A 24,599-nucleotide genomic window follows, 5' to 3' on the forward strand; every position below is an offset into this window, starting at 1 on the left:
TCAGTTTGGCTTTTCAAATGGCTTGTCGAAGGTGATTTTTGGATCCTTCCAGGGGCCTTGCACCTTGTATTGCACACTGGCGAAGCGCGAAACCCGGTCACCGATCAGCTTGTCGATCAAAAACAGCGCACCACCAATGGCCGGCGCACCGACAATCAGCGCCGCAATCGGCAGGTTGTTGGTCACAGGCAAGGTGACCAGCAATTTGGCGTCGACGCGATCGGCAACCAGATCCAGGGTGCCGTTAAGCTCCAGATTGGTGGAAGGCCCGGTCATGGTGATGGGCTCGCGGGTCACGAACACGCCATTACTGGCGGCCAACAAGCCTTTGACCCTGTCGTAGCTCAAGCCCTTGCCGAACAAGTCGGAAAAGTCCAAACGCAAACGCCGGCCAATGGAGTTGAAGTTAAGCAGGCCAAACACTCGCAATGCCTGGGCCCCGCCCTCCACTTCAACGAACTGACCTTTACGGAACGCGGCATCCAGGCTGCCGGAAAACCGCTTGGGCCCGACCCAGGCCGGCGACCCCGGCCAGCGGCCATCCACGTCCAGATGGAAGTCTTCGCTGGTCACCGTAGGCGCAAAACCCCAGCCCTTGAGCACGTCGGCAATGTTGCGCCCATCGAGGCGGCCCTTGTACCAACTGCTGCTGGCGCCTGGCGCACCTTCCCAACCCCCAGCGCCCTTGAGCAGCATGCCCTTGAGGCCAAGGTCGAGGTTATTGAAGGCCAGGCCCTTGGCGGTCGGGCGGATTCTCAGCGACCAGGCCCCGATCAGGTCCGAGCCCTGGAACAGCTGGTCGACGGCAATATCCAGTGCCGGAATGCTTTTTGGGTCGATATCGGCCAGCGGGTCCGGCGCGTTTTCGTCCGCCTGCGCGGTCGGGTCTGGCGCAGGCAATTTCACATACTTGAGGTTGACCGCAATCGGCGCGCCTTTGGCGTCCGGCAGGTTCACCGCGCCCTTGGCTTGCTGGCTATCGAGTTGCAGGCCCCAGGCCGCTGGTTTGCGATCGAGCTGCAAGCTGACCTGGTCAAACTGGGTACCAAACCCGGTCAGCTTGCCCACTTTGAAGTCCGCACCGCTGAGCAGTTGCTTGGCGTTGCCACCTGGATCATTGCCCGCGTAGCGATCCACGAGTTTCTTCCAGGGATCGATATCCAGTTCCGACAGCACGCCACGAATGCGCAGGCCTTTGGCACCGGGCAACACGGCATCACCATCGCCGAGGAACAATTCGCCGCGGCCATCATTGAACTTGTCCGGCGGCGCAGCAAAGGTGAAGTTAGCCAGCTCGCCGTAATCAAACCAGTAACGGCGTTCAGCGCCCTGCAAAGTCATGCGGAAGGTGCTGTCACGTCCTTGGCTGGCCGGCATGCCGAACGGTGCCGGCAGGTCCACCGCGACACCCTTGAGGTTGGAATTGACCATCAACTGGCTGTCCGCGCCGTCGAGGATCACTTGCAACTGGTAGGGAATATCGCCGGAGACCGGCAACGGCTGGCTGATTTTCAACCAGTCCGTAAGGCGCTTGACGGTGACCTGGCCATTGGCAGTCACCCGCGTGCTGATATTGCCCGGTTTGCCTTCGGCAAAGATCTGCGCCGTGATGGGGCGGTCGAACGCCTGGGCCGAGATCTTCTGCCCGCTCAGGCCCTTGGCGCTGTCGAAGCGAAAATCACCCTTGAGCTGGGTCAGGTCCAGCGGCGGTTCCGCCAATTGCAGGCGCGCTTTGTCGGTCTTGAAGTCCACCACGATCTTGGGCTCAGTGCCTTTGGCCAGCGGTACGTCCAGGTCCAGGCTACCTTGCAGGTCGCCCTCGCCTTTCCAGCCAGCGAACGTAGACGCCGTGCCAATCGGCGCTTCTTGAAGGATCTTCAGGCCGTCGCCCAAACCGCCGGAAAACCCGCCTGTGAGCAGCAGATGGCTGTCGCCGCCCGCTGGGGCGTGGGGGATATTGACGTAGACATCCTTGACCTGGGTGTCGAGCAATTGGCCCTTGCTCGCCAGAATGCGTACGCCGCTCTCCTCGACAAACACTTCGCCATTGGCCTTGTTCACGTGCGGCCAGCCCGGCTGGAAGGCCAGTTCGGCATCATGCACCTTGAAGAACAGGCTGATATTGCGCGACGCGGGCAGTGCATTGTGGCTGAGCGAACCCTGGTACTGGAAGAAGCCTTCGTCCACCGCGCCCTTGAGGATCGCCGTGCGCAACCACTCATCCAGCGCCGGGCTCAACACGGCGGGCAGGTACTTGGGGGTGAAACGGCCATCGCCATCGACCATGCCGACCCGCAGGTCCATGTAGTCTTCCTGGCTGTGGTCGAAATGCAGGCGAATCAGGAAGTCCGCCGCCACCTTGCCTTCCTCGCCCAGTACCTTGATATATGGGGCGATCAGGGTGAAGCCTTGCTTGTCCAGCTTCCAGGTCAGGCGTGCATTGGCCTGGATGTACTGCCACGGCTTGGCGAAGATCGGATACAGATGCAAGGAAAAGTCCTTGCTGTCCATGCGCAACTCGCCCTGGCCCAGGTCGCCACTGATGCTGCCGGACACATTGCGTGCGGCTGGCGCGCCAAAGTAGGCATCGAAGCCGACACGTTCCAGGTTGGCGGCAAAACTGAGTTTTCGGTCGGTGGTGTCTTGCGGTCGGAAGTCCACCAGCACATTGCGTAACAGGCCAGTGGCTTTGAGGTGTTCGACGGCCTTGGCGAAACCGTCCGGCAGCGGCGCCAAGGCGTTGAGCAGCGGGGTAATGGGGGCCAGGTCGAGACGGTCGGCCTGCAATTTCCACACCTCCTGTTCTTTGTCGGTCGCCAGGTTTTGCTGCAATTGCAGGCGCGATTCCCAGCGGGTTTCGCCAATGTTCATCGCCAGGGAATCAAACAGCACCTTGAGGCCAGTGTCACTGCGTTGCAGGTAGGCGGTCAGGGCCAGGTTTTCAAGGTGCACCGGCTTACGGTCGGCGTAGCTGCCCTTCACTTGGGGCGAATTGAGGCGTACCGCCGCGCTTTGCACCGTGCCTTTGGCCCAACTGAGCCAAAACTCACCGCCGGCCTTCAATTGCGTCAGCTTCCATTGCTGGGTCAGCCTGGCGGGAATCCACTTGGCCCAGTCGCTTTGCGGCAGGCTCAGGTAGGCATCGACCTCAGCGTCTTTCCACTGACTGGCGCGAATGCGGCTGCGCAGGCTGACCGCCAACGGTTGGCCATCGGGCAATGTCAGGCGAGCATCCAGACGCTGCTGGCTCATGCCGGTATGCAGGCTCAGGCCCACATAGGTCACGGTCACTGGCGCCTGGTCGAAGGGTTGCAGGGTCACCTGGCTGTCCAGCACCGACACGCGCTTGACCATTTGCATGCGCGTCAGCAGTTGTTGCGGGTCCAACGGCTGGTCGTCCTGCACCGGCAAGCCTTGCAGGGTCCAGCGGCCGTCCTGGTTCTCCTTGACACTCAGTTGCAAGCCACTGACTTGCAGATGGGCGATACGCACTTCGCGGGCCATCAGGCTGGCCCACATATCCGGCACCACTTCCACCTGGTCCAGGCGCAAGGCACTGCTGCCCTCGCCGACCATGACGTCGTGGGCCAGCAATACCGGGGCAAACCCGCTCCAACGGCCTTCAAGACTACCGATGTGCAGCGGCGTATCCAGCGCAGCCTGGGCCTTGGCCTCGACTTCGGCGCGGTATTCAGCCACCAGCGGGGTGAGTTCGCGCCCCAGGCTCACATACACCGCCGCCAATACCAGCGACAACGCACACAGGCCCAGGCCCCAACGGGTCAAAGCGGCAAAAAAGCGTATCAGACGCTCCATGTCAGGCGACCCTCAAAAAACAGTTAGCGGACGGCAGATCAAGGTCTGCCGGTCTCGAAGAAAGTGCACAGTTGGGGATCAGAGCAACACCACGTCGTATTGTTCCTGGGAATACATGGTTTCGACCTGGAAGCGAATCGTGCGACCGATAAAACTTTCCAGTTCGGCGACGTTACCGGACTCTTCGTCCAGCAGGCGATCCACCACTTTCTGATTGGCAAGTACTCTATAACCTTCGGCCTGATAGGCGCGTGCCTCCCGCAGGATCTCGCGGAAAATCTCGTAGCAAACCGTTTCCGGGGTCTTCAGTTTGCCGCGCCCTTGGCAACTGCTGCACGGCTCGCACAGGACCTGTTCCAGGCTTTCACGCGTGCGCTTGCGAGTCATCTGCACCAGGCCCAACTCGGTGATGCCGATGATGTTGGTCTTGGCGTGATCGCGCTCCAGTTGCTTCTCAAGCGTACGCAGCACCTGGCGCTGGTGCTCTTCATCTTCCATGTCGATGAAGTCGATGATGATGATGCCGCCCAGGTTGCGCAGGCGCAGTTGGCGGGCAATAGCGGTAGCCGCTTCGAGATTGGTCTTGAAGATCGTCTCTTCAAGGTTGCGATGGCCCACGAATGCGCCGGTATTGACGTCGATGGTGGTCATGGCTTCTGCCGGGTCTACCACCAGGTAGCCGCCGGACTTGAGTGGCACCTTGCGCTCCAGGGCTTTCTGGATTTCGTCTTCGACGCCATACAGGTCGAATATCGGCCGCTCGCCGGGGTAGTGTTCCAGGCGATCGGCGATTTCTGGCATCAACTCAGCGACAAATTGCGTGGTGCGCTGGAAGGTTTCCCGCGAGTCGATGCGAATTTTCTCGATCTTCGGGCTGACCAGGTCGCGCAGCGTGCGCAGCGCCAAGCCAAGGTCTTCATAAATGACGCTGGGCGCGCCGATGGTCTTGATCTGCGCGTCGATCTGATCCCACAGGCGCCGCAGGTAGCGAATATCCATGAGGATCTCGTCAGCGCCAGCGCCTTCTGCGGCGGTGCGCAGGATAAACCCGCCCGCTTCCTTGATGCCCTCGGCGGCGACGCAGTCGCTGACCACCTTCTTCAGGCGCTCGCGCTCGGCTTCATCTTCGATCTTCAGGGAAATGCCCACATGGGCAGTGCGCGGCATGTACACCAGGTAGCGCGAGGGAATCGACAACTGGGTGGTCAAGCGGGCGCCCTTGGAACCGATAGGGTCCTTGGTGACTTGCACCACCAGGCTCTGGCCCTCGTGCACCAGAGCGCTGATGCTTTCCACCGCAGGGCCCTCGCGCAGGGAAATTTCCGAGGCATGGATAAACGCTGCACGGTCCAGGCCGATGTCGACGAAGGCCGCCTGCATGCCCGGCAATACACGCACCACCTTGCCTTTGTAGATATTGCCGACGATCCCGCGCTTTTGGGTGCGTTCGACATGCACTTCTTGCAGAACACCGTTCTCTACCACCGCCACGCGCGATTCCATCGGCGTGATATTGATCAGAATCTCTTCACTCATGGCTGGGTCTCGTTCAGGCGTTTTCACAATAGTGACCGGTCGCTTAAGGCTTGGCGCTGGAATACGGCGTTCAGCACACGGTAAGGTTTTGCCAACAGGGTATGCCGAATTGCGCCAGGAGTTGCGCGGTTTCGCACACAGGCAGGCCCACCACCGCGGAATAACTGCCATTGAGCCCGGCAACGAACACCGAACCCAACCCCTGGATAGCATAGCCGCCGGCCTTGTCCTGCGGTTCGCCACTGTGCCAGTAGGCGGTAGCCTCCTGAACAGACACCTCGCGAAAACGTACACGACTGCTTACACATCGGGTTTCGCAACGCTGGCCGTCAGTCAGGGCAATGGCGGTGAGCACTTCATGTTCTCGACCGGAAAGCGCCATCAGCATCGCCAGCGCATCGGCCTGGTCAACGGGCTTGCCCAGGATCTGGCCATCCACGATCACAGCCGTATCGGCGCCCAATACACAGGCGCCCAAGGTTTGGCCAAGCGCAATAAAAACCGCCGTCGCCTTGCCGCGCGCAAGGCGCTCGACATAGGCAACGGCAGGCTCGTTGACAAGAGGGGTTTCATCAATAGCGGCGCTGACCACGGTGAAGGGCACACCGATCTGGGTCAACAGCTCACGTCGCCGCGGGGAGCCCGAGGCCAGGTAAAGCGAATTCATTGCAGCCTCTCCCTGTTGAGTTCGATAACCAGGCAGAGCCTCGCAACCATTCAATTGATTTTATAGCGCCGACGCAGCCCGCGCAGGCCAAAACTGATCCAGGGCCACAACAATGCACTGACCAGCGCCGGCAAGACCAACGCCAGCGTAGGCTGACGGTTGCCGGTCAAGGCGCTCAGCCACAGTTGCACCAACTGCGCCAGGCCGAAGATCACCAGGATCACCAGGCACTGCTGCCACATCGGGAACATGCGCAGGCGCTGTTGCAACGACAGCACCAGGAAGGTAATCAGTGTCAGGATCAACGCGTTCTGGCCCAGCAAGGTGCCATACAGCACATCTTCGGCCAACCCCAGGCACATGGCCGTGACCATGCCCACCTTGTGCGGCAGGTTCAATGACCAGAACGCCAGCAACAAGGCCAGCCAGAGCGGGCGCAGGATTTCCATGAACTGCGGCAGCGGCGAAACGCTGAGCAGCAAGCCGATGGCGAAGGTCAGCCAGACGATCCAGCCATTGCGTGAATGAGTACCCGCCATTAGTCCCCCCTCTGCGGTGTGGTGGCCGGAGCGGCGGTCGGTTTAGCCGGGCGCGCGTTATGCGCGGCAGGTTTGGCCGGCGTTGTCACAGGTGCTGCCGGTGCAGGTGACGTGGCTGGCGCGGGTGCAGGCGGACCAACAAAAGCAGGTTTTGGCACCGTGGCCGGCACGATAGGCGCGGTGCCATTCTGCTGGTCCTCCGCTTCCTGGGCCTGGGCAGCGTCGTTAGCGCGCTCTTCCGGGGTGCGGTTGTCGCTGAACACCAGCAGCAGGTAACGGCTGCGGTTCAGCGCGGCAGTCGGTACCGCCCGAACGATAGCGAACGGCTGGCCGGAATCGTGGATCACCTCTTTGACCGTCGCCACCGGATAACCCGCCGGGAAGCGCTGGCCCAGGCCAGAGCTGACCAACAGGTCGCCTTCCTTGATGTCAGCGGTGTCGGCCACATGGCGCAGTTCCAGGCGTTCCGGGTTACCGGTGCCGCTGGCAATCGCGCGCAAACCGTTACGGTTGACCTGTACCGGAATGCTATGGGTCGTGTCCGTCAGCAACAGCACCCGCGAGGTGTAGGGCATCAACTCCACCACCTGGCCCATCAGGCCACGGGCGTCGAGCACCGGCTGACCAAGCACCACACCGTCGCGCTCACCCTTGTTGATGATGATGCGGTGGGTAAAGGGGTTGGGGTCCATGCCGATCAGTTCGGCCACCTCGACCTTTTCGTTGACCAGTGCGGAAGAATTGAGCAACTCGCGCAGCCGAACGTTCTGCTCGGTGAGGGCCGCCAGCTTTTGCATGCGCCCCTGCAACAGCAGGTTTTCAGTCTTGAGTTTTTCGTTCTCGGCGACCAGTTCGGTGCGGCTGCCAAATTGGCTGGACACGCCCTGGAAGAGACGTTGCGGCAGGTCGGTGATCCAGTAGGTCTGCATCAACACCAGCGACATCTGGCTGCGCACCGGCTTGAGCAGTGCAAAGCGGGCATCGACCACCATCAGCGCGACCGAAAGCACGGTCAGCACCAATAAGCGCACACCCAATGAGGGGCCTTTGGCGAAAAGCGGTTTAATAAGCCGCTCCTCCCAGGCAAATGTTCTCTTTATTCATACGGCATCAAACCGGCCTGGATGCAGATTGAAGAAGATAAACGCCAACAGGCAGCACTGCAAAGTGCTGCCTGCCGACGAAGCATGAACCATCCAGGCAATCTTATTCGCTGGAGAGCAGGTCCATGGTGTGTTTATCCATCATTTCCAGCGCACGACCACCGCCACGGGCAACGCAGGTCAGCGGGTCTTCGGCGACGATCACTGGCAGGCCGGTTTCCTGGGCCAGCAACTTGTCGAGGTCGCGCAGCAAGGCGCCACCACCGGTCAGTACCAGGCCACGCTCGGCAATATCGGAAGCCAGCTCCGGCGGCGATTGCTCCAGGGCACTTTTCACCGCCTGAACGATGGTGGCCAGGGACTCTTGCAGAGCCTCCAGCACTTCATTGGAGTTCAGGGTGAAGGCACGTGGAACGCCTTCGGCCAGGTTGCGACCGCGCACATCGACTTCGCGCACTTCGCCGCCTGGGTAAGCGGTGCCGATTTCCTGCTTGATGCGCTCGGCGGTGGATTCGCCGATCAGGCTGCCGTAGTTACGACGCACATAAGTGATGATCGCTTCGTCGAAGCGGTCGCCGCCCACGCGCACGGATTCGGCATACACCACACCGTTCAGGGAAATCAGGGCGATTTCGGTAGTACCACCACCGATATCCACCACCATCGAACCGCGCGCTTCTTCCACCGGCAGGCCGGCACCGATCGCAGCCGCCATCGGCTCTTCGATCAGGAATACTTCACGGGCACCGGCGCCAAGGGCCGATTCACGGATGGCGCGACGCTCCACCTGGGTGGACTTGCACGGAACGCAGATCAGCACGCGAGGGCTGGGCTGCAGGAAACTGTTTTCATGAACTTTGTTGATGAAGTACTGCAGCATCTTTTCGCAGACGCTGAAATCGGCGATCACGCCATCCTTCATCGGACGAATGGCAGCAATATTGCCTGGTGTACGGCCGAGCATGCGCTTGGCCTCGGTGCCAACGGCAACGACACTTTTCTGATTACCATGGGTCCGAATGGCCACAACCGATGGCTCATTCAGAACGATACCGCGCTCGCGCACGTAAATAAGGGTGTTGGCAGTGCCCAGGTCAATGGAGAGATCGCTGGAAAACATGCCACGCAGTTTCTTGAACATGGGGAAAGGACCCTAGGCAACGCGTGGGTAAAAAAGTGCGGCAAACTCTAACAACGACAGGGATTTTGGGCAAGGCGCCAATGTGCTAAATTGGCCGACTTTCTGTGCACCAACCCCCACAATCGCGGCCTTATGACCGTAGAAATGCGGTAGTGTTCCGACAATCTAACACACGGACGCCCTCCGTTCTGTTTTCCACTGGAGAATCCCATGGCGCTTGAACGCTCCGACGTGGAAAAAATCGCACATTTGGCCTCGCTTGGCCTTAATGATGCCGATCTTCCACAGACCACCGCAGCCCTGAACAGCATTCTCGGGCTGGTCGACCAAATGCAGGCCGTGAATACCGACGGCATCGAGCCCCTGGCTCACCCACTGGAAGCCAGCCAGCGCCTGCGCGCAGACGTCGTGACCGAACGCAATAATCGCGAGGCCTACCAGTCCATCGCGCCAGCGGTCGAAAACGGCCTGTACCTGGTTCCGAAAGTCATCGACTAAAGGGAAAGAGCCTTTCATGCATCACATGACTCTGGCCGAGATCGCCCGCGGTCTCGCCGACAAATCGTTTTCTTCCGAAGAGCTGACCCAGACCTTGCTGGCGCGTATCGCCGCGCTCGATCCGAAGGTCAACAGCTTCATCAGCCTCACCGAGGAGCTGGCCCTGAGCCAGGCCAAGGCCGCCGACGCCCGTCGCGCCAACGGTGAGAATGGTGCGCTGCTCGGCGCACCGATCGCCCACAAGGACCTGTTCTGCACCCAGGGCATTCGCACCAGCTGCGGCTCGAAGATGCTCGACAACTTCAAGGCGCCCTACGACGCCACTGTGGTCGCCAAGCTGGCCGCCGCCGGCGCCGTGACCCTTGGCAAGACCAACATGGACGAATTCGCCATGGGTTCGGCCAACGAGTCCAGCTACTACGGCGCGGTGAAAAACCCGTGGAACCTGGAACACGTCCCGGGTGGTTCGTCCGGTGGTTCGGCGGCGGCAGTGGCCGCGCGCTTCCTGCCGGCCGCTACCGCCACCGATACCGGCGGTTCGATCCGCCAGCCAGCCGCCTTCACCAACCTCACCGGCCTGAAGCCGACCTACGGTCGCGTTTCCCGCTGGGGCATGATCGCCTACGCCTCAAGTCTCGATCAGGGCGGCCCTCTGGCACGCACGGCTGAAGACTGCGCAATATTGTTACAAGGCATGGCAGGCTTCGATAAACAGGACTCCACCAGCATCGACGAGCCAGTGCCGGACTACAGCGCCAGCCTGAACACCTCGATCAAGGGCCTGCGCATCGGCGTGCCGAAGGAATACTTCAGCGCCGGCCTCGACCCGCGTATCGCCGAACTGGTGCAAAACAGCATCAAAGAGCTCGAAAAGCTTGGCGCCGTGATCAAGGAAATCAGCCTGCCGAACAACCAGCACGCGATTCCCGCCTACTACGTGATCGCGCCAGCAGAGGCCTCTTCCAACCTGTCGCGTTTCGACGGCGTGCGCTTCGGCTATCGCTGCGAGAACCCGAAAGACCTCACCGACCTGTACAAACGCTCCCGCGGCGAAGGCTTCGGCAGTGAAGTGCAGCGCCGGATCATGGTCGGTGCTTATGCCCTGTCCGCCGGCTACTACGACGCGTACTACCTCAAGGCGCAAAAGATCCGTCGCCTGATCAAGAACGACTTCATGGCCGCCTTTGAAGAAGTCGATGTGATCCTCGGCCCGACCGCGCCAAACCTGGCGTGGAAGATCGGCGCCAAGACCGGCGACCCGATCGCCGAGTACCTGGAAGACCTCTACACCATCACCGCCAACCTCGCGGGCTTGCCGGGCTTGTCCATGCCCGCAGGTTTCGTCGATGGCCTGCCGGTGGGCGTGCAATTGCTCGCCCCGTATTTCCAGGAAGGCCGCCTGCTCAATGTGGCGCACCAGTACCAGTTGCATACCGACTGGCACACCCGCACCCCTACCGGCTTCTGAGGAGAACACTATGCAATGGGAAGTTGTGATCGGGCTGGAGATTCATACCCAGCTCGCCACCCAATCGAAGATTTTCTCCGGTAGCGCCACCACGTTCGGCTCCGAACCCAATACCCAGGCCAGCCTGGTCGACTTGGGCATGCCCGGCGTGCTGCCGGTGCTGAACCAGGAAGCGGTGCGCATGGCCGTGATGTTCGGCTTGGCGATTGACGCCGAGATCGGCCAGCACAACGTGTTTGCGCGCAAGAACTACTTCTACCCGGACCTGCCCAAGGGCTACCAGATCAGCCAGATGGAACTGCCGATTGTCGGCAAGGGCCACCTGGACATTCCCCTGGAAGACGGCACCATCAAGCGCGTCGGCGTCACCCGTGCGCACCTGGAAGAAGACGCCGGCAAAAGCCTGCACGAAGAATTCCCGGGCGCTACCGGTATCGACCTGAACCGTGCTGGCACGCCGCTGCTGGAGATCGTGTCCGAGCCGGACATGCGCAGCGCCAAGGAAGCCGTGGCCTACGTCAAGACCATCCACGCGCTGGTGCGCTACCTGGGCATCTGCGACGGCAACATGGCCGAAGGCTCGCTGCGTTGCGACTGCAACGTGTCGATCCGCCCAAAGGGCCAGGTCGAGTTCGGCACCCGCTGCGAGATCAAGAACGTCAACTCGTTCCGCTTCATCGAGAAGGCGATCAACAGCGAAGTACGTCGCCAGATCGAGCTGATCGAAGACGGCGGCAAGGTGATCCAGCAAACGCGCCTGTACGATCCGAACAAAGACGAAACCCGCGCCATGCGCAGCAAAGAGGAAGCCAACGACTACCGTTACTTCCCCGACCCGGACCTGTTGCCGGTGGTGCTGGAGGATTCCTTCCTCAATGACATCCGCGCCACCCTGCCGGAACTGCCGCAGCAAAAACGCGAGCGCTTCCAGGAGCAGTTCGGCCTGTCGGTCTACGATGCCAGCGTCCTGGCCTCCAGCCGTGAACAAGCCAACTACTTCGAAAAAGTCGTGAGCATTGCCGGCGACGCCAAGCTGGCGGCCAACTGGGTGATGGTCGAGCTGGGCAGCCTGTTGAACAAACAAGGCCTGGAAATCGACGAAGCGCCGGTCACCGCCGAACAACTGGGTGGCATGCTGCTGCGCATCAAGGACAACACCATCTCCGGCAAAATTGCCAAGACCGTGTTCGAAGCGATGGCTGCCGGTGAAGGCAATGCCGACGAGATCATCGAGAAGCGTGGCCTCAAGCAAGTCACCGACAGCGGCGCCATCTCGGCCGTGCTCGATGAGATGCTCGCGGCCAATGCCGAGCAGGTCGAGCAATACCGTGCGGCAGACGAAGCCAAGCGCGGCAAGATGTTCGGCTTCTTTGTCGGCCAGGCGATGAAAGCCTCCAAGGGCAAAGCCAACCCGCAACAGGTGAACGAACTGCTCAAAAGCAAGCTCGAAGGCTGATTGCAGTGAAATGGTCGGAGTGGAGTTTCACCTACACCCCGACCTTTTGTGGGAGCTGGCTTGCCTGCGATTCAGGCACCTCGGTGTTTCAGTTACACCGAGCCGATGCTATCGCAGGCAAGCCAGCTCCCACATTTACATCTGGGACTTCCTGACAATGAAGCGTCTACTCGGCCTCCTGGCCCTGTCCTCCCTGCTGGCCGGTTGCGCCAGCGGCCTCATCGACCCCAACGGCTACGACGAAACCGGCACCGCGTCTTATTACGGCGCCAAGCACCATGGCAAGAAAACCGCCAGCGGCGAACCTTTCAACCAGAACGCCTTGACCGCCGCCCATCGGCGCCTGCCCTTCGGCACCCAGGTCAAGGTGACCAACCTCGACAACAACCGTTCTGTCGTGGTGCGTATCACTGATCGCGGCCCGCATACCCGTGGGCGCCTGATCGACCTTTCACGCAAGGCTGCCGAGCAGTTGCGCATGCTGCGCAGCGGTACCGCACGGGTACGCGTGCAAGCCCTGAACAACTGATCGAGGCAGCCTTGAGCATTTTCGGATTGAACGCCCTCTCACCCTGGAGCCTGCTCGAACTGGTGGGCGGCCTGATCTTGCTGATCATCGGCGCTGAAATCCTGGTACGCGCCGCGGTACGCCTGGCGGCGAGCCTCAAGGTGCGGCCACTGATCATCGGCTTGAGCATCGTCGCCTTCGGCAGCAGTGCGCCACAGATGACCGTCAGTCTTCAGGCCACGCTGGCCGGCAACACGGACATTGCCGTAGGCAGCGTCATCGGCAGCAGCATCTTCAATATCCTTGTGACCCTGGGTTTGTCCGCACTGATCATTCCGCTGCGGGTCTCGCGGCAGCTGGTGCGCGTGGATATCCCGGTGATGATCGTCGCCGGCCTGCTGGTGTTTATCCTCGCCGCCAATGAAATGCTGACGCCCTTCGATGGCGCCGTGCTGCTGGTGGCGCTGGTGGCCTACCTAGGCGTATTGCACTACCAGACACGTCATTCCCGGCGCCCGCGCACTCTGGACACCGTGGCGAAGGCGCCATGGCTGAGCAGTGTGCTGCTGATGCTCGGCGGTTTGCTGGTGCTGGTGCTGGCCGGGCATTTGTTGCTCGGCGCAGCGGTGGAGGTGGCGGGCGATCTCGGATTGTCGGAGCGCGTCATCGGCCTCACGTTGATCGGCGTCGGCACCTCGCTGCCGTGCCTTGCCACGTCGCTGATCGCCGCGTTGCGTGGCGAACGGGAGATTGCCGTAGGCAACGTGATCGGCAGCAACCTGTTCAACCTGCTCGGCGTGCTGGGTTTTACCGCACTGGTGGCGCCGACACCGCTTTCGGTATCACCCAACGCCCTGGACTTCGATTTACCGGTGATGCTCGGCGCCATCATCCTGTGCCTGCCGGTGTTCTATACCGGCTATCGGGTAACACGTATCGAAGGGCTGGTGCTGCTGGGGCTGTACCTGGCGTACGGGCTGCATGTCATGGCCTTCACCACGGGCATGCCGCTGGCCAACAAGCTTGAACAATTGATGCTGTATTACGTCCTGCCAGCGTTAGTGGTTTTGCTGTTGTTCACCTCACTGCGCGCCTGGCACCGCCAACACAAGAGGGAATCGCAATGACCGATCAGAAAAAACCCGGGGTTGAAGTACGTCGCCAGGTCATGGGCGATGCGTTCGTCGACCGCGCCCTGGGCAATGCCACGGCGTTCACCCAGCCGCTGCAGGACTTCGTCAACGAGCACGCGTGGGGCAGCGTCTGGAACCGCGAGGGTTTGCCGCTCAAGACCCGCAGCCTGATCACCCTCGCCGCCCTCACCGCCCTCAAGTGCCCGCAGGAACTCAAGGGCCATGTGCGCGGTGCACTGAATAATGGCTGTACGGTGGAGGAGATCCGCGAAGCGCTGCTGCATTGCGCGGTGTATGCCGGGGTGCCGGCGGCGATTGATGCGTTTCGGGCGGCGCAGGAAGTGATTGAGGCGTATCAGGCGGATCAGCAGTGACTGCCAGATAGTTATCGCAGGCAAGCCAGCTCCCACACTTGAGAGTATTCACACATCCACATGTGGGAGCTGGCTTGTCGGGTCGCCGCATCGCTGCGATGGGGCCTCAAGCTGCCCGCCTATTTCAGATCCAACCACCCGCCTGCAACACAAAAATCCCGATATTCGTGGTCACCGCCGCCATCAACGTGGTGATCACGATAATCGCGGCCGCCAACTCATGATTACCCTCCGCCGCCCTGGCCATTACAAAGCTCGCGGCGGCCGTGGGCGCGCCGAAATACAGAAACAGAATCCCCAACTCCGGCCCCCGGAACCCCAGCAACCAAGCGCCCAATGTGGCGATCACTGGTAGCCAGATCATCTTCATCAGGCTCGCGCTCAACGCCATGTTGCCGCTCTTGCGCAGCGCGGCCATGGACAAGGTGCCGCCGATGCAAATCAACGCCAACGGCAGCGTGGTGTCCGACAGGTACTGCAAGGACTTCTCCAACCAGCCGGGCACGCCGATCTGGAAGTACGCGAACGGCGTGGCGACGATCACGCTGATAATCAGCGGGTTGGCCAATACGCTTTTGAAGATGCTCCACGGGTCGGACTTGATCACTGGGCTATAGACCGCCAGCACAATGGTCGACAGCGTGTTGTAAAAGAGGATCACCAGCGCGGCGAGGATCGCGCCCAGGGATATGCCGTAGTCGCCGTACATACTGGCCGCCAGCGCCAGGCCGATGACCCCGTTATTGCCACGAAACGCGCCTTGGGCGTAGATGCCTCGGTCTTCGCGCTTGCAACGAAAGATTGCCCAGCCCCAGGCCATGGCAAAGCTCACCAGGGTGGCGACGCAAAAGTAGATCAGCAACCCCGGCTTGAGCGCCGAGTGCAGGTCGGCATGCAGAATGCCAAGGAACAGCAGCGCCGGCATGGCGACGTTGAACACCAGGGACGATGCGGTGTGGATAAAGTTGTCATTGATCCAGTTGATGCGCTTTAGAAACACGCCCAGGAACAGCATGGCAAACACCGGCGCGGTGATGGTGAGGGTGGTGAGGAAGATTGCCAGCATGCCGGGGAGAACCTTGGTGGGCGTCGTTAGTTGGCTAATGATAAGCCAGTCCGAGCGGGTTCGTGTGGGCAACGCCATTCAAATGTGGGAGCTGGCTTGCCTGCGATGGCAATATGTCAGCCGATGCACTCATAATTGATGCACCGCTATCGCAGGCAAGCCAGCTCCCACAGGTTAGCGCCTGGTCTCAGGTAATCGGCGCCGGGTTGAACAGCGTGATGTCGTTATGCAGCTTGTGCCGCTCTGCCCAGGTCTGCTTCTTGCCGCTGGCCACATCCAGATAGAAGTGGAACAGCTCCCAGCCCAACTCCTCGATACTCGCCCGCCCCGTGGCAATGCGCCCGGCGTCGATATCGATCAGGTCCGGCCAACGCTGGGCCAGCTCGGTGCGGGTGGAGACCTTCACCACCGGCGCCATCGCCAGCCCGTACGGCGTGCCGCGCCCGGTGGTGAACACGTGCAGGTTCATCCCCGCCGCCAGTTGCAAGGTGCCGCAGACAAAATCACTGGCCGGTGTGGCGCAAAAGATCAGGCCCTTTTCCTTGAAGCGCTCACCAGGGCCAAGCACGCCGTTGATGGCACTGCTGCCGGATTTGACGATGGAGCCCAACGACTTTTCGACAATATTCGACAGCCCGCCCTTCTTGTTACCCGGCGTGGTATTGGCGCTGCGGTCTGCCTCGCCCTTGGCCAGGTAACGGTCATACCAGTCCATTTCCCGGACCAGCTCGCGGGCAACGTCCTGGTTCTGCGCGCGTGAGGTCAGCAGGTAAATCGCATCGCGCACTTCAGTCACTTCGGAAAACATCACCGTCGCGCCGGCACGCAGTAACAGATCCGAGGCATACCCCAGCGCCGGGTTGGCGGTGATGCCGGAAAACGCATCGCTGCCGCCGCACTGCATGCCCAGGATCAACTCGGAGGCCGGCACGGTTTCGCGGCGACGCTGGTTGAGTTTTTTCAAGCGCACGTCGGCCAGGGCCATGATCTGCTCGATCATTTCAGTAAAGCCGTGGCTGGAATCCTGCAAGCGATACAGCCATGGCTCGCTCAGGTCCACGGAGCTGTCGTTATCGTGCATCACCTGCCCTGCCTGAAGCTTTTCGCAGCCCAGGCTGATCACCAAGGCCTCGCCGCCCAGGTTGGGGTTGCGCGCCAGGTTGCGCACGGTGCGGATGGGGATATAGGCATCCGTCGCCGTAATCGCCACGCCGCAGCCGTAGCTGTGGGTCAGCGCCACCACATCATCGACATGCGGGTACTGGGGCAGCAACTCGTCCTTGATGCGCTTGACCGCATGGTCCAGCACGCCGGTCACGCATTGCACGGTGGTGGTAATGCCGAGGATATTGCGCGTGCCCACGGTGCCGTCTGCATTGCGATAGCCCTCGAAGGTAAACCCCTCCAGGGGCGCCTGGGTTTCAGGCACCTCGGTGGACAGCGGCAAGCTGTCCAGCGGCGGTGCGGTGGGCATGCGCAACTGGTCCTCCTGCACCCAACTGCCGCGCGGAATCGGCGCCAGGGCATAACCGATGGTCTGGCCGTAGCGAATAATCTGGCCGCCCTCGGGGATGTCTTCCAGGGTCACCTTGTGGCTCTGCGGGATGAAATCCACGGTGACCAGGCCGTCGGGAAACTCGGTACCGGCGGGTACCCCTTGATCGTTCACCACGATCACCACATTGTCGCGCTCGTGCAAACGTATCGAGCGCGGCGAGTCAGCATGTTCAATCAACTGCATCACACGAACCTCAGGAATGCGCTTGGGAAAGGTTGGTCAACTCCGGGCCTTTGGTGGGCGGCTCCTTGAGCACCACGCGCTTGATCGGGCCGACAATCACCAGGTAGCTGAATACCGCCACCAGCGCGTTGGCGCCGACGAACACCAGCGCCCATTTGAACGAGCCAGTGGTGCTGATGATGTAGCCAATCACAATCGGTGTGGTGATCGACGCCAGGTTACCGAAGGTGTTGAACAAGCCGCCACTGAGCCCGGCGATTTGTTTCGGCGAAGTGTCGGACACCACTGCCCAACCCAATGCGCCAACGCCTTTGCCGAAGAAGGCCAAGGCCATGAAGCCCACCACCATCCATTCGATGTCCACGTAATTGCACGCCACGATGCTGCTGGAAATCAGCAGGCCACCGATGATCGGCGCCTTGCGTGCGAAGGTCAGCGAATGGCCTTTGCGCAGCAGGTAGTCGGAAATCACCCCGCCGAGCACCCCGCCGATAAAGCCGCAGATCGCCGGTAACGAGGCAATGAAGCCGGCTTTGAGGATGGTCATGCCACGCTCCTGCACCAGGTACACCGGAAACCAGGTCAGGAAGAAGTAGGTGATACCGTTGATGCAATACTGGCCCAGGTAGACGCCAAGCATCATGCGGTTGGTCAGAAGCTGGCGGATGTAATCCCACTTGGGCCCGTCGGTTTTCTTACCCTTGCCCTTGTCCTGATCCATATCGACCATCGCGCCATTGGCGGCGATGTGATTGAACTCGGCCTCGTTGATCATCGGATGCTGGCGCGGGCTGTGGATAACTTTCAGCCAGATCAGCGAGAAAACAATGCCGATCACGCCCATCACGATAAACACGTGCTGCCAGCCAAAGCGATAGACGATCCAGCCCATCAACGGCGCGAACAACACCGTGGCGAAATACTGGGCCGAGTTGAAGATCGCCGACGCAGTGCCGCGTTCCGCCGTAGGAAACCACGCCGCAACAATACGGGCATTTCCCGGAAACGACGGCGCCTCGGCCAAGCCCACCATAAAGCGCAGCATGAACAGCGCGACCACCGCAGTGGAGACGCCAAACTCACCGACATAGCCTTGCAGCACGGTGAACAGCGACCAGGTGAAGATGCTCAGGGCATAGACTTTTTTCGAGCCGAAACGGTCGAGCAGCCAGCCACCGGGAATTTGCCCGGCCACGTAGGCCCAACCGAATGCAGAGAAGATATAACCGAGGGTGACCGCGTCGATGCCGAGGTCTTTTTGCAGGCTGGAGCCGGCGATAGCGATGGTGGCCCGGTCGGCGTAGTTGATCGTGGTCACCAGGAACAGCATGAGCAGGATCAAATAGCGGACATGGGTCGGCTTGGTCGCTTGCATGTAGAAGTACTCCCACTAATTATTTTTTTTGCGGGTAATCATTTTTTTTGCCGTGGAAACCGCACTATGTGGGAGCCGGGCTTGCCCGCGATGCAGGCACCTCGGTGTGTCAGCGAGACCGAGGTGAGGCTATCGCAGGCAAGCCAGCTCCCACCTGGAGCCGGTGCCACGGGGTGCTGCGTGTTACGAACCGATGTAGCTGGTTTTCACCACGGTGTAGAACTCTTGCGCATAGCGACCTTGCTCACGCGAACCGTAGGATGAGCCCTTACGGCCACCAAATGGAACGTGGTAGTCCACCCCCGCCGTCGGCAGGTTGACCATCACCATTCCAGCCTGGGAGTGGCGCTTGAAGTGGTTGGCATATTTGAGCGAGGTGGTGGCGATGCCGGCCGACAAGCCGAACTCGGTGTCATTGGCCATGGCCAGCGCCGCCTCGTAGTCCGCCACGCGCACCACGTTGGCCACCGGGCCGAAGATCTCTTCACGGCTGATGCGCATCGCCGCTTCACTGTCGGCAAACAGTGTGGGCGCCAGGTAATAGCCTTCGGTGTCGCAGGTGACCAGGCCGCCACCGCTCACCAGCCGGGCGCCTTCGCTCTGGCCGATGTCGATGTATTTCATGTCCTGATCCAACTGGGCCTGGGACACCACCGGGCCAATGTCGGTACCACTATGCAAAGCGTGGCCGACCTTGATCGACTTCATGCGCTCGGCCATGGCGGCGACAAACTGGTCGTGGATCCCCGCGGTGACAATCAAGCGGCTCGAGGCGGTGCAACGCTGGCCGGTGGAGTAGAACGCACTCTGTACCGACAGCTCGACAGCCTGCTTGAGGTCGGCATCGTCGAGAATGATCTGCGGGTTCTTGCCGCCCATTTCCAACTGCACCTTGGCCTGGCGCGATACACAGCTGACGGCGATCTGACGCCCAACACCCACAGACCCGGTGAAACTGATGCCATCGACTTTCGGGCTGTTGACCAGCACGTCGCCGACCACACGGCCACTGCCCATCACCAGGTTGAACACACCGGCAGGGAAGCCGGCGCGGGAGATGATTTCGGCCAAGGCCCAGGCACAGCCCGGCACCAGTTCGGCAGGCTTGATCACCACGCAGTTGCCGTAGGCCAGGGCCGGAGCGATTTTCCACGCGGGGATGGCGATCGGGAAATTCCACGGGGTGATCAGGCCCACCACACCGAGGGCTTCGCGGGTCACTTCAACGTTGACGCCCGGGCGCACCGAAGGCACGTAATCGCCCGACAGGCGCAGGCACTCACCGGCGAAGAATTTGAAAATATTGCCGGCGCGGGTCACTTCACCAATGGCTTCGGGCAGGGTCTTGCCCTCTTCGCGGGCCAGCAGGGTGCCGAGTTCTTCACGACGGGCGAGAATCTCGCTGCCGACTTTATCCAGCGCATCGTGACGCGCCTGGATACCGGAGGTGGACCACGCCGGGAACGCGGCGCGGGCAGCGTCGATGGCCGCGTTGACTTGGGCCACGTCGGCTTTGGCATATTCGCCAATGGCGTCGGACACATCCGAGGGGTTGATGTTGGTGCAGTAGTCGGCGCCGGTTACCCATTGGCCATTGATGTAGTTCTCAAAACGCTTTGCTTGGGACACGAATCTTCTCCTGACGCAAAAGGCCGCTGATTGCTCAGCGGCCTTGTGGATAATTTATTGCGCGCCTTGCTTGTCGATCAGCGCGGCGAGGGCTTCGTACTCTTCCGGCAGCAGGTCGGTCAGTGGCGTGCGCACGGGGCCGGCGTCATAACCGACGATTTTCGCACCGGCCTTGACGATGCTCACCGCGTAACCGGCCTTGCGATTACGGATATCCAGGTACGGCAGGAAGAAGTCGTCGATGATCTTGCCGACGGTGGCGTGATCTTCGCGGGCAATGGCGTGATAGAAATCCATCGCCGTCTTGGGGATGAAGTTGAACACCGCCGAGGAGTACACCGGCACGCCCAGGGCCTTGTAGGCTGCGGCGTAAACCTCTGCGGTCGGCAAGCCACCGAGGTAGCTGAAACGGTCGCCCAGGCGACGGCGGATCGACACCATCAATTCGATATCGCCCAGGCCATCCTTGTAGCCGATCAGGTTCGGGCAGCGCTCGGCCAGGCGCTCCAGCAGCGGTGCGGTCAGGCGGCAGACATTGCGGTTGTACACCACCACGCCGATCTTGACCGACTTGCACACGGCTTCAACGTGGGCGGCAACCCCGTCCTGGCTGGCTTCGGTGAGGTAGTGCGGCAGCAGCAGCAACCCTTTGGCGCCGAGGCGTTCGGCCTCTTGGGCGTACTCGATGGCTTGGCGGGTAGCACCGCCCACACCGGCCAGGATCGGCACGCTGGACGCGCAGGTATCCACGGCGGTTTTCACCACCTGGGAATATTCGCTGGCCGCCAGGGAGAAAAACTCACCTGTGCCGCCTGCGGCGAACAAGGCGCTGGCGCCATAAGGGGCCAGCCATTCCAGGCGCTTGATGTAACCCGCCTGGTGGAAATCACCCTGGGCGTTGAAATCGGTCACCGGGAAAGACAGCAGACCGTGGGAGAGGATGGACTTCAGTTCTTGTGGATTCATTATTCGAACACCCTGGGCGAAGACTTTCTAACGAAAGGTTGTTGTTGGTTTTGATGATGTCGTACGTCATCGTACAACTATAAATAAATTCGTCAACTGCAATTCATCCGGCGTACTCCTGCGAAGGCTTAAGACGCGGCTCTTGACGTAGGAAATTTCTCACCTATGATCCATATAACTGTATATGTATACAGTTATCAAGGAAGATTCCTACGACATAGCAAGGAGCTAACATGTCAGGTCTTGAACTCGCAGCACCCGAAAAAAACCCGCCAACCCTGCGCTTCGAAGGCGGTGAACACACCGCCATCGGCGATGACACCCTGCTTCGCTTCAGCAAGGACGCCCCGGCCATCCCTGCGCGCCAAGTCGAACTGCACCTGCCCAACGGGCTCGCGCTGACCTATGGTCAAGTAATCGCCCTGGGCGGCGACTTCTATGGCATCCCCGGCCAACCGATCAGCGATGGCAACTCGCCGTCCGAGCGCGTGCAACGCTTTACCGCGGCCTTCAATTCTCTTGCCGTGTTGCCCGCTTCACGGGAAGAAGCGCAGAAGATCCTGGCGGTGATGCAAAAGGAGATCAACGCCGTCAACCAGGCGATCAAGGACGGCAAACAGCCGCACGAAGCCTACGACGCCCTGGGTGATACGTTGTCCGAGGAGTGGAACCGCATCACCGGCGGCGGCAGCGCTGTTTCGGCCCTCGTGCCACTGGGCCGCTACTTGAAACTGGCAGCGGACAACGCCGACCACTTCGGTGAGTGGGCCTTGTCGGCCTACATGGCCGGCCATACGGCAGCACTGCAACAGGCAGTGGTGGCCCATCAGACCGGCACCGACCAGGCCCTGGAATTGGCTTACGCCATGAACAGCTTTGCCGATCACTTTTTGACCGATCTGTTTTCCGCCGGCCACCTGCGGGTACCGCGCAAACAACTGGCGGCAGTGGTGACGCCAGGAGAACTCGGCTCGCTGATCAGCCGCTTCATGCACGATGAAGACAGTAAATTCGGGCTCAAGGTGCGCAATGCCATGGGCGCTCAGTGGCATGCCTACGGCGACAAGCGCTACTTCGACAGCATTGACGCCGACAATCGCGTGCAGGTCAAACGGGCGGTACAGGCCTCGGCAGATGAAATCTTCGAAACCTTCATCAGCGGCATCGCGCCCTCCCCGGCTGAGTTCAAGGCACCGCTGTATGTGCCCGACCTGAACGCCGCGCAGAACCCGGCGAATAACTTCTCGCCGCTGTTCAAGATGGAGGGGGACAAGGTGCTGCGGCGCAAGGACGTCAACGATTTGAACGACAAGCACTGGACCAATGATTGGTGGGGATGGAGTACGTACTTGTTGCTTAAGGACTACAAGCCAAACCAACCCGCCAACTAACGGCTGGCATGATCGTTCCCACGCTCTGCGTGGGAATACAGCCTATGACGCTCCGCGTCACCCTGCGAGGGCTTGAGAAATTCACGCGCATCGGGACGCGGAGCGTCCATAGAGGCGTTACCACGCAGAGCGTGGGAACGATCAGCCCCGCTGCGCCTCTGCCTCTTCATGGGCATGGCGCAGTCGCTCGCGACTGTTGGTCAAATGCAAGCGCATCGCCGCCCGTGCCGCATCCGAATCCTGGCGGGCAATCGCCTCGTAGATCTCTTCGTGTTCGCGGCTCAAGCGGCTCATGTAGTGCTGTTGGTCATCATGGGCCAGGCGCGCCGAATTCAGGCGGGTACGCGGAATGATGCTGGTGCCCAGGTGGGTCATGATGTCGGTGAAGTAGCGGTTGCCGGTAGACAGCGCAATTTCCAGGTGGAAGGCAAAGTCCGACGCCACCGCATCGCCGGCGTGGGCCGCACTTTCATTCAAGGCATCGAGGGCCGCACGCATGGCCGCCAGTTGCTCATCGCTGCGACGCAGCGCCGCGAGGCCCGCAGACTCCACTTCCAGGCTGATACGCAACTCCAGAATCGCCAGCACATCACGCAAGGTCACCACCGTGGCCGGGTCTATGCGAAAACCGCTGGGGCTTGGCGTGTCCAGCACGAAGGTGCCGATACCATGGCGAGTCTCGACCTGCCCCGCCGCCTGCAGGCGCGAGATGGCTTCACGCACCACCGTCCGGCTGACGCCATGGGCGTCCATGATCGCCGACTCGGTGGGCAACTTGTCGCCGCGTTTGAGCTGGCCATCGCGGATCTGCTCGGACAACACCGTGACCAATTCCTGGGCAAGGCTGCGGCGCTTGCGGGGAAGACGTGGGGCGGCGCTGGCGTTTTCCATGATGAACCATCTTTCTCGACGAACTAAAGACCGCATCATAGCCCATGGTGGTTGTACGATCACCGTTCTGGCGCGACTTTCATCCATATCCTTCACGCAAAAAAAATGCCCCGACAGACGTCGGGGCATTTTTCAGATGGGTCTGTAAGCGAAATCCGCCTACTTCACCACTTTCAAGCTTGGCCGACCGCTAGGGCGCGGCGGCTCGGTATCCGGTGGCGGTACATCATCACCGTCTTCGCCTTCGATCGTTTCGTCATCCTCTAAAGGCGACTCCAGATCGAACACCATGCCCTGGCCATTTTCCCGGGCGTAGATCCCGAGGATGGCGCCGATGGGCACGAACAGCGTATGGGGCACACCGCCGAAACGCCCTTCGAAGCTCACCGCTTCGTTGTCCATGTGAAGGTGGCGCACGGCACTGGGCGATACGTTCAGCACAATTTGCCCGTCACTGGCAAAACCCTGGGGTACCTGAACCGCAGGAAATTCGGAATTGACCAGCATGTGCGGGGTGCAATCGTTGTCCACAATCCACTCATAGAGCGCGCGGACCAGGTAAGGTCGACTGGAGTTCATCAACGGCTCCTTAAGCCTTAGCGCATATCGCGTTCGGCACCAGACAGACTTGCCTGGAAAGCCTCACGCGCAAACTGGCGCTCCATGTAATCAAGCAACGGCTTGGCCGGCCGTGGCAGTTCAATGCCCAGAATCGGCAAGCGCCAGAGTATGGGTAATAGGCAGCAATCCACCAAGCTTTGTTCCTCACTGAGGAAAAAAGGTTTATCGGCGAACAACGGCGAAACGCCGGTGAGGCTCTCGCGCAATTCCTTGCGCGCCTGCACACGAGCGGCTTCTTTGGAACGCGAATCCAGGATCACATCCACCAACCCGCACCAGTCACGCTGGATCCGATGGATCAGCAGGCGGCTGTTGGCACGCGCCACCGGGTACACCGGCAGCAAAGGCGGATGAGGGTAACGCTCATCCAAGTATTCCATCACCACGGTCGACTCCCACAACGCCAGGTCACGATCGACCAGGGTGGGCAAGCTGCCGTAAGGGTTCACTTCGATCAGCTTCGGCGGCTGACGGCCCGCCTCCACACTGATGATCTCGGCGCTGACACCCTTCTCTGCGAGCACGATGCGTACTCGGTGGGAATAGTGGTCGGCGGGGTCGGAGTAACAGGCCAACCGGTTGGTCACGCCCATGGCGGTCCTCCTCGCTTGTTGAAATTATCGAAAGCTCAAAAACGAGCGCGCCCAGAAAGCATCCCTGTAACGACCGGTTCAAACCGG

At 60.8% G+C, this 24,599-nt stretch carries 21 protein-coding genes; 7 read left to right on the forward strand and 14 right to left on the reverse strand.

The features are described from left to right. The 6 genes from MHH62_RS11490 to mreB form a co-directional block, all read right to left on the reverse strand. A complete protein-coding gene (locus MHH62_RS11490; protein ID WP_339232973.1) occupies positions 1-3,816 on the reverse strand; it encodes a YhdP family protein in 3,816 nt (1,271 codons plus the stop codon). A 78-nt stretch (positions 3,817-3,894) separates the two neighbouring features. Further along, positions 3,895-5,352, reverse strand: coding sequence for a ribonuclease G (gene rng / locus MHH62_RS11495; protein ID WP_003188562.1), 1,458 nt, complete (start codon positions 5,350-5,352; stop codon positions 3,895-3,897). 70 nt (positions 5,353-5,422) lie between these two features. Next, the gene (locus tag MHH62_RS11500; protein WP_339232975.1) at positions 5,423-6,019 is read right to left on the reverse strand and encodes a Maf family protein; all 597 of its coding nucleotides are present in this window, start codon (positions 6,017-6,019) and stop codon (positions 5,423-5,425) included. A 50-nt stretch (positions 6,020-6,069) separates the two neighbouring features. Then, complete coding sequence (gene mreD, locus MHH62_RS11505) at positions 6,070-6,558, reverse strand: rod shape-determining protein MreD (RefSeq protein WP_003188558.1); 489 nt, start codon at positions 6,556-6,558, stop codon at positions 6,070-6,072. Beyond that, complete coding sequence (gene mreC, locus MHH62_RS11510; RefSeq protein ID WP_072434182.1) at positions 6,558-7,625, reverse strand: rod shape-determining protein MreC; 1,068 nt, start codon at positions 7,623-7,625, stop codon at positions 6,558-6,560. The genes mreD and mreC overlap by 1 nt, the downstream gene beginning before the upstream one ends. Before the next feature lie 139 nt (positions 7,626-7,764). Continuing rightward, positions 7,765-8,802 (reverse strand): rod shape-determining protein MreB, encoded by a 1,038-nt coding sequence (gene mreB, locus MHH62_RS11515; protein ID WP_002555108.1) that lies wholly within the window; start codon positions 8,800-8,802, stop codon positions 7,765-7,767. Positions 8,803-9,012: 210 nt separating this feature from the next. Here mreB and gatC point away from each other — a divergent pair, with 210 nt between their 5' ends. From gatC to MHH62_RS11545, 6 genes are all read left to right on the forward strand, one after another. Further along, positions 9,013-9,300 carry an Asp-tRNA(Asn)/Glu-tRNA(Gln) amidotransferase subunit GatC gene (gene gatC, locus MHH62_RS11520; protein WP_003188556.1) on the forward strand — a complete coding sequence of 96 codons (288 nt, stop codon included), beginning with the start codon at positions 9,013-9,015 and terminating at the stop codon, positions 9,298-9,300. Between the two features lie 16 nt (positions 9,301-9,316). Continuing rightward, positions 9,317-10,768: an Asp-tRNA(Asn)/Glu-tRNA(Gln) amidotransferase subunit GatA gene (gatA, locus tag MHH62_RS11525; protein WP_289329198.1), complete on the forward strand. Its 1,452-nt coding sequence runs from the start codon at positions 9,317-9,319 to the stop codon at positions 10,766-10,768. Between the two features lie 10 nt (positions 10,769-10,778). Then, positions 10,779-12,224, forward strand: a complete 1,446-nt coding sequence (gene gatB / locus MHH62_RS11530) for an Asp-tRNA(Asn)/Glu-tRNA(Gln) amidotransferase subunit GatB (protein ID WP_005784800.1) — start codon at positions 10,779-10,781, stop codon at positions 12,222-12,224. A gap of 157 nt (positions 12,225-12,381) precedes the next feature. Continuing rightward, positions 12,382-12,753, forward strand: a complete 372-nt coding sequence (locus tag MHH62_RS11535; RefSeq protein ID WP_014716919.1) for a septal ring lytic transglycosylase RlpA family protein — start codon at positions 12,382-12,384, stop codon at positions 12,751-12,753. A gap of 26 nt (positions 12,754-12,779) precedes the next feature. Continuing rightward, positions 12,780-13,859: a calcium/sodium antiporter gene (locus MHH62_RS11540; protein ID WP_014716918.1), complete on the forward strand. Its 1,080-nt coding sequence runs from the start codon at positions 12,780-12,782 to the stop codon at positions 13,857-13,859. Then, positions 13,856-14,239 (forward strand): carboxymuconolactone decarboxylase family protein, encoded by a 384-nt coding sequence (locus MHH62_RS11545; protein ID WP_014716917.1) that lies wholly within the window; start codon positions 13,856-13,858, stop codon positions 14,237-14,239. The genes MHH62_RS11540 and MHH62_RS11545 overlap by 4 nt, the downstream gene beginning before the upstream one ends. 124 nt (positions 14,240-14,363) lie before the next feature. Here MHH62_RS11545 and MHH62_RS11550 read toward each other — a convergent pair whose 3' ends face one another. The 5 genes from MHH62_RS11550 to kdgD form a co-directional block, all read right to left on the reverse strand. Continuing rightward, a complete protein-coding gene (locus MHH62_RS11550; RefSeq protein WP_003188544.1) occupies positions 14,364-15,305 on the reverse strand; it encodes an AEC family transporter in 942 nt (313 codons plus the stop codon). Between the two features lie 187 nt (positions 15,306-15,492). Continuing rightward, positions 15,493-17,046 carry a galactarate dehydratase gene (gene garD / locus MHH62_RS11555; RefSeq protein ID WP_019816962.1) on the reverse strand — a complete coding sequence of 518 codons (1,554 nt, stop codon included), beginning with the start codon at positions 17,044-17,046 and terminating at the stop codon, positions 15,493-15,495. A gap of 10 nt (positions 17,047-17,056) precedes the next feature. Beyond that, positions 17,057-18,421: an MFS transporter gene (locus MHH62_RS11560; RefSeq protein ID WP_014716915.1), complete on the reverse strand. Its 1,365-nt coding sequence runs from the start codon at positions 18,419-18,421 to the stop codon at positions 17,057-17,059. Between the two features lie 183 nt (positions 18,422-18,604). Next, positions 18,605-20,050, reverse strand: coding sequence for an aldehyde dehydrogenase family protein (locus MHH62_RS11565; protein WP_014716914.1), 1,446 nt, complete (start codon positions 20,048-20,050; stop codon positions 18,605-18,607). Between the two features lie 54 nt (positions 20,051-20,104). Beyond that, positions 20,105-21,016: a 5-dehydro-4-deoxyglucarate dehydratase gene (gene kdgD, locus MHH62_RS11570; RefSeq protein WP_003188537.1), complete on the reverse strand. Its 912-nt coding sequence runs from the start codon at positions 21,014-21,016 to the stop codon at positions 20,105-20,107. Positions 21,017-21,249: 233 nt separating this feature from the next. On the opposite strand from kdgD, the gene MHH62_RS11575 reads away from it, so the two are divergent. Next, positions 21,250-22,407 carry a phospholipase gene (locus MHH62_RS11575; protein WP_137270418.1) on the forward strand — a complete coding sequence of 386 codons (1,158 nt, stop codon included), beginning with the start codon at positions 21,250-21,252 and terminating at the stop codon, positions 22,405-22,407. A 141-nt stretch (positions 22,408-22,548) separates the two neighbouring features. Here the strand turns inward: MHH62_RS11575 and MHH62_RS11580 are convergent, their stop codons facing one another. The 3 genes from MHH62_RS11580 to MHH62_RS11590 form a co-directional block, all read right to left on the reverse strand. Next, positions 22,549-23,298, reverse strand: coding sequence for a FadR/GntR family transcriptional regulator (locus tag MHH62_RS11580; protein WP_003188534.1), 750 nt, complete (start codon positions 23,296-23,298; stop codon positions 22,549-22,551). 159 nt (positions 23,299-23,457) lie between these two features. Next, positions 23,458-23,877: a ClpXP protease specificity-enhancing factor gene (locus tag MHH62_RS11585; protein WP_014716912.1), complete on the reverse strand. Its 420-nt coding sequence runs from the start codon at positions 23,875-23,877 to the stop codon at positions 23,458-23,460. Positions 23,878-23,894: 17 nt separating this feature from the next. After that, the gene (locus MHH62_RS11590) at positions 23,895-24,512 is read right to left on the reverse strand and encodes a glutathione S-transferase N-terminal domain-containing protein (protein WP_003188529.1); all 618 of its coding nucleotides are present in this window, start codon (positions 24,510-24,512) and stop codon (positions 23,895-23,897) included. Positions 24,513-24,599 lie beyond the last annotated feature (87 nt).

Source organism: Pseudomonas sp. FSL L8-0168 (assembly GCF_037976155.1).
Lineage (GTDB): Bacteria > Pseudomonadota > Gammaproteobacteria > Pseudomonadales > Pseudomonadaceae > Aquipseudomonas > Aquipseudomonas paracarnis.

What these genes read in the sequence shown, in the direction of transcription:
- gatA (WP_289329198.1), top strand. Translation starts at nt 9,317, where the DNA reads ATGCATCACATGACTCTGGCCGAGATCGCCCGCGGTCTCGCCGACAAA.
- gatB (WP_005784800.1), top strand. Translation starts at nt 10,779, where the DNA reads ATGCAATGGGAAGTTGTGATCGGGCTGGAGATTCATACCCAGCTCGCC.
- MHH62_RS11580 (WP_003188534.1), bottom strand. Translation starts at nt 23,298, where the DNA reads ATGGAAAACGCCAGCGCCGCCCCACGTCTTCCCCGCAAGCGCCGCAGC.
- MHH62_RS11560 (WP_014716915.1), bottom strand. Translation starts at nt 18,421, where the DNA reads ATGCAAGCGACCAAGCCGACCCATGTCCGCTATTTGATCCTGCTCATG.
- MHH62_RS11500 (WP_339232975.1), bottom strand. Translation starts at nt 6,019, where the DNA reads ATGAATTCGCTTTACCTGGCCTCGGGCTCCCCGCGGCGACGTGAGCTG.
- mreD (WP_003188558.1), bottom strand. Translation starts at nt 6,558, where the DNA reads ATGGCGGGTACTCATTCACGCAATGGCTGGATCGTCTGGCTGACCTTC.
- MHH62_RS11590 (WP_003188529.1), bottom strand. Translation starts at nt 24,512, where the DNA reads ATGGGCGTGACCAACCGGTTGGCCTGTTACTCCGACCCCGCCGACCAC.
- MHH62_RS11545 (WP_014716917.1), top strand. Translation starts at nt 13,856, where the DNA reads ATGACCGATCAGAAAAAACCCGGGGTTGAAGTACGTCGCCAGGTCATG.
- kdgD (WP_003188537.1), bottom strand. Translation starts at nt 21,016, where the DNA reads ATGAATCCACAAGAACTGAAGTCCATCCTCTCCCACGGTCTGCTGTCT.
- MHH62_RS11535 (WP_014716919.1), top strand. Translation starts at nt 12,382, where the DNA reads ATGAAGCGTCTACTCGGCCTCCTGGCCCTGTCCTCCCTGCTGGCCGGT.
- MHH62_RS11575 (WP_137270418.1), top strand. Translation starts at nt 21,250, where the DNA reads ATGTCAGGTCTTGAACTCGCAGCACCCGAAAAAAACCCGCCAACCCTG.
- rng (WP_003188562.1), bottom strand. Translation starts at nt 5,352, where the DNA reads ATGAGTGAAGAGATTCTGATCAATATCACGCCGATGGAATCGCGCGTG.
- MHH62_RS11585 (WP_014716912.1), bottom strand. Translation starts at nt 23,877, where the DNA reads ATGAACTCCAGTCGACCTTACCTGGTCCGCGCGCTCTATGAGTGGATT.
- MHH62_RS11550 (WP_003188544.1), bottom strand. Translation starts at nt 15,305, where the DNA reads ATGCTGGCAATCTTCCTCACCACCCTCACCATCACCGCGCCGGTGTTT.
- garD (WP_019816962.1), bottom strand. Translation starts at nt 17,046, where the DNA reads ATGCAGTTGATTGAACATGCTGACTCGCCGCGCTCGATACGTTTGCAC.
- MHH62_RS11490 (WP_339232973.1), bottom strand. Translation starts at nt 3,816, where the DNA reads ATGGAGCGTCTGATACGCTTTTTTGCCGCTTTGACCCGTTGGGGCCTG.
- gatC (WP_003188556.1), top strand. Translation starts at nt 9,013, where the DNA reads ATGGCGCTTGAACGCTCCGACGTGGAAAAAATCGCACATTTGGCCTCG.
- mreB (WP_002555108.1), bottom strand. Translation starts at nt 8,802, where the DNA reads ATGTTCAAGAAACTGCGTGGCATGTTTTCCAGCGATCTCTCCATTGAC.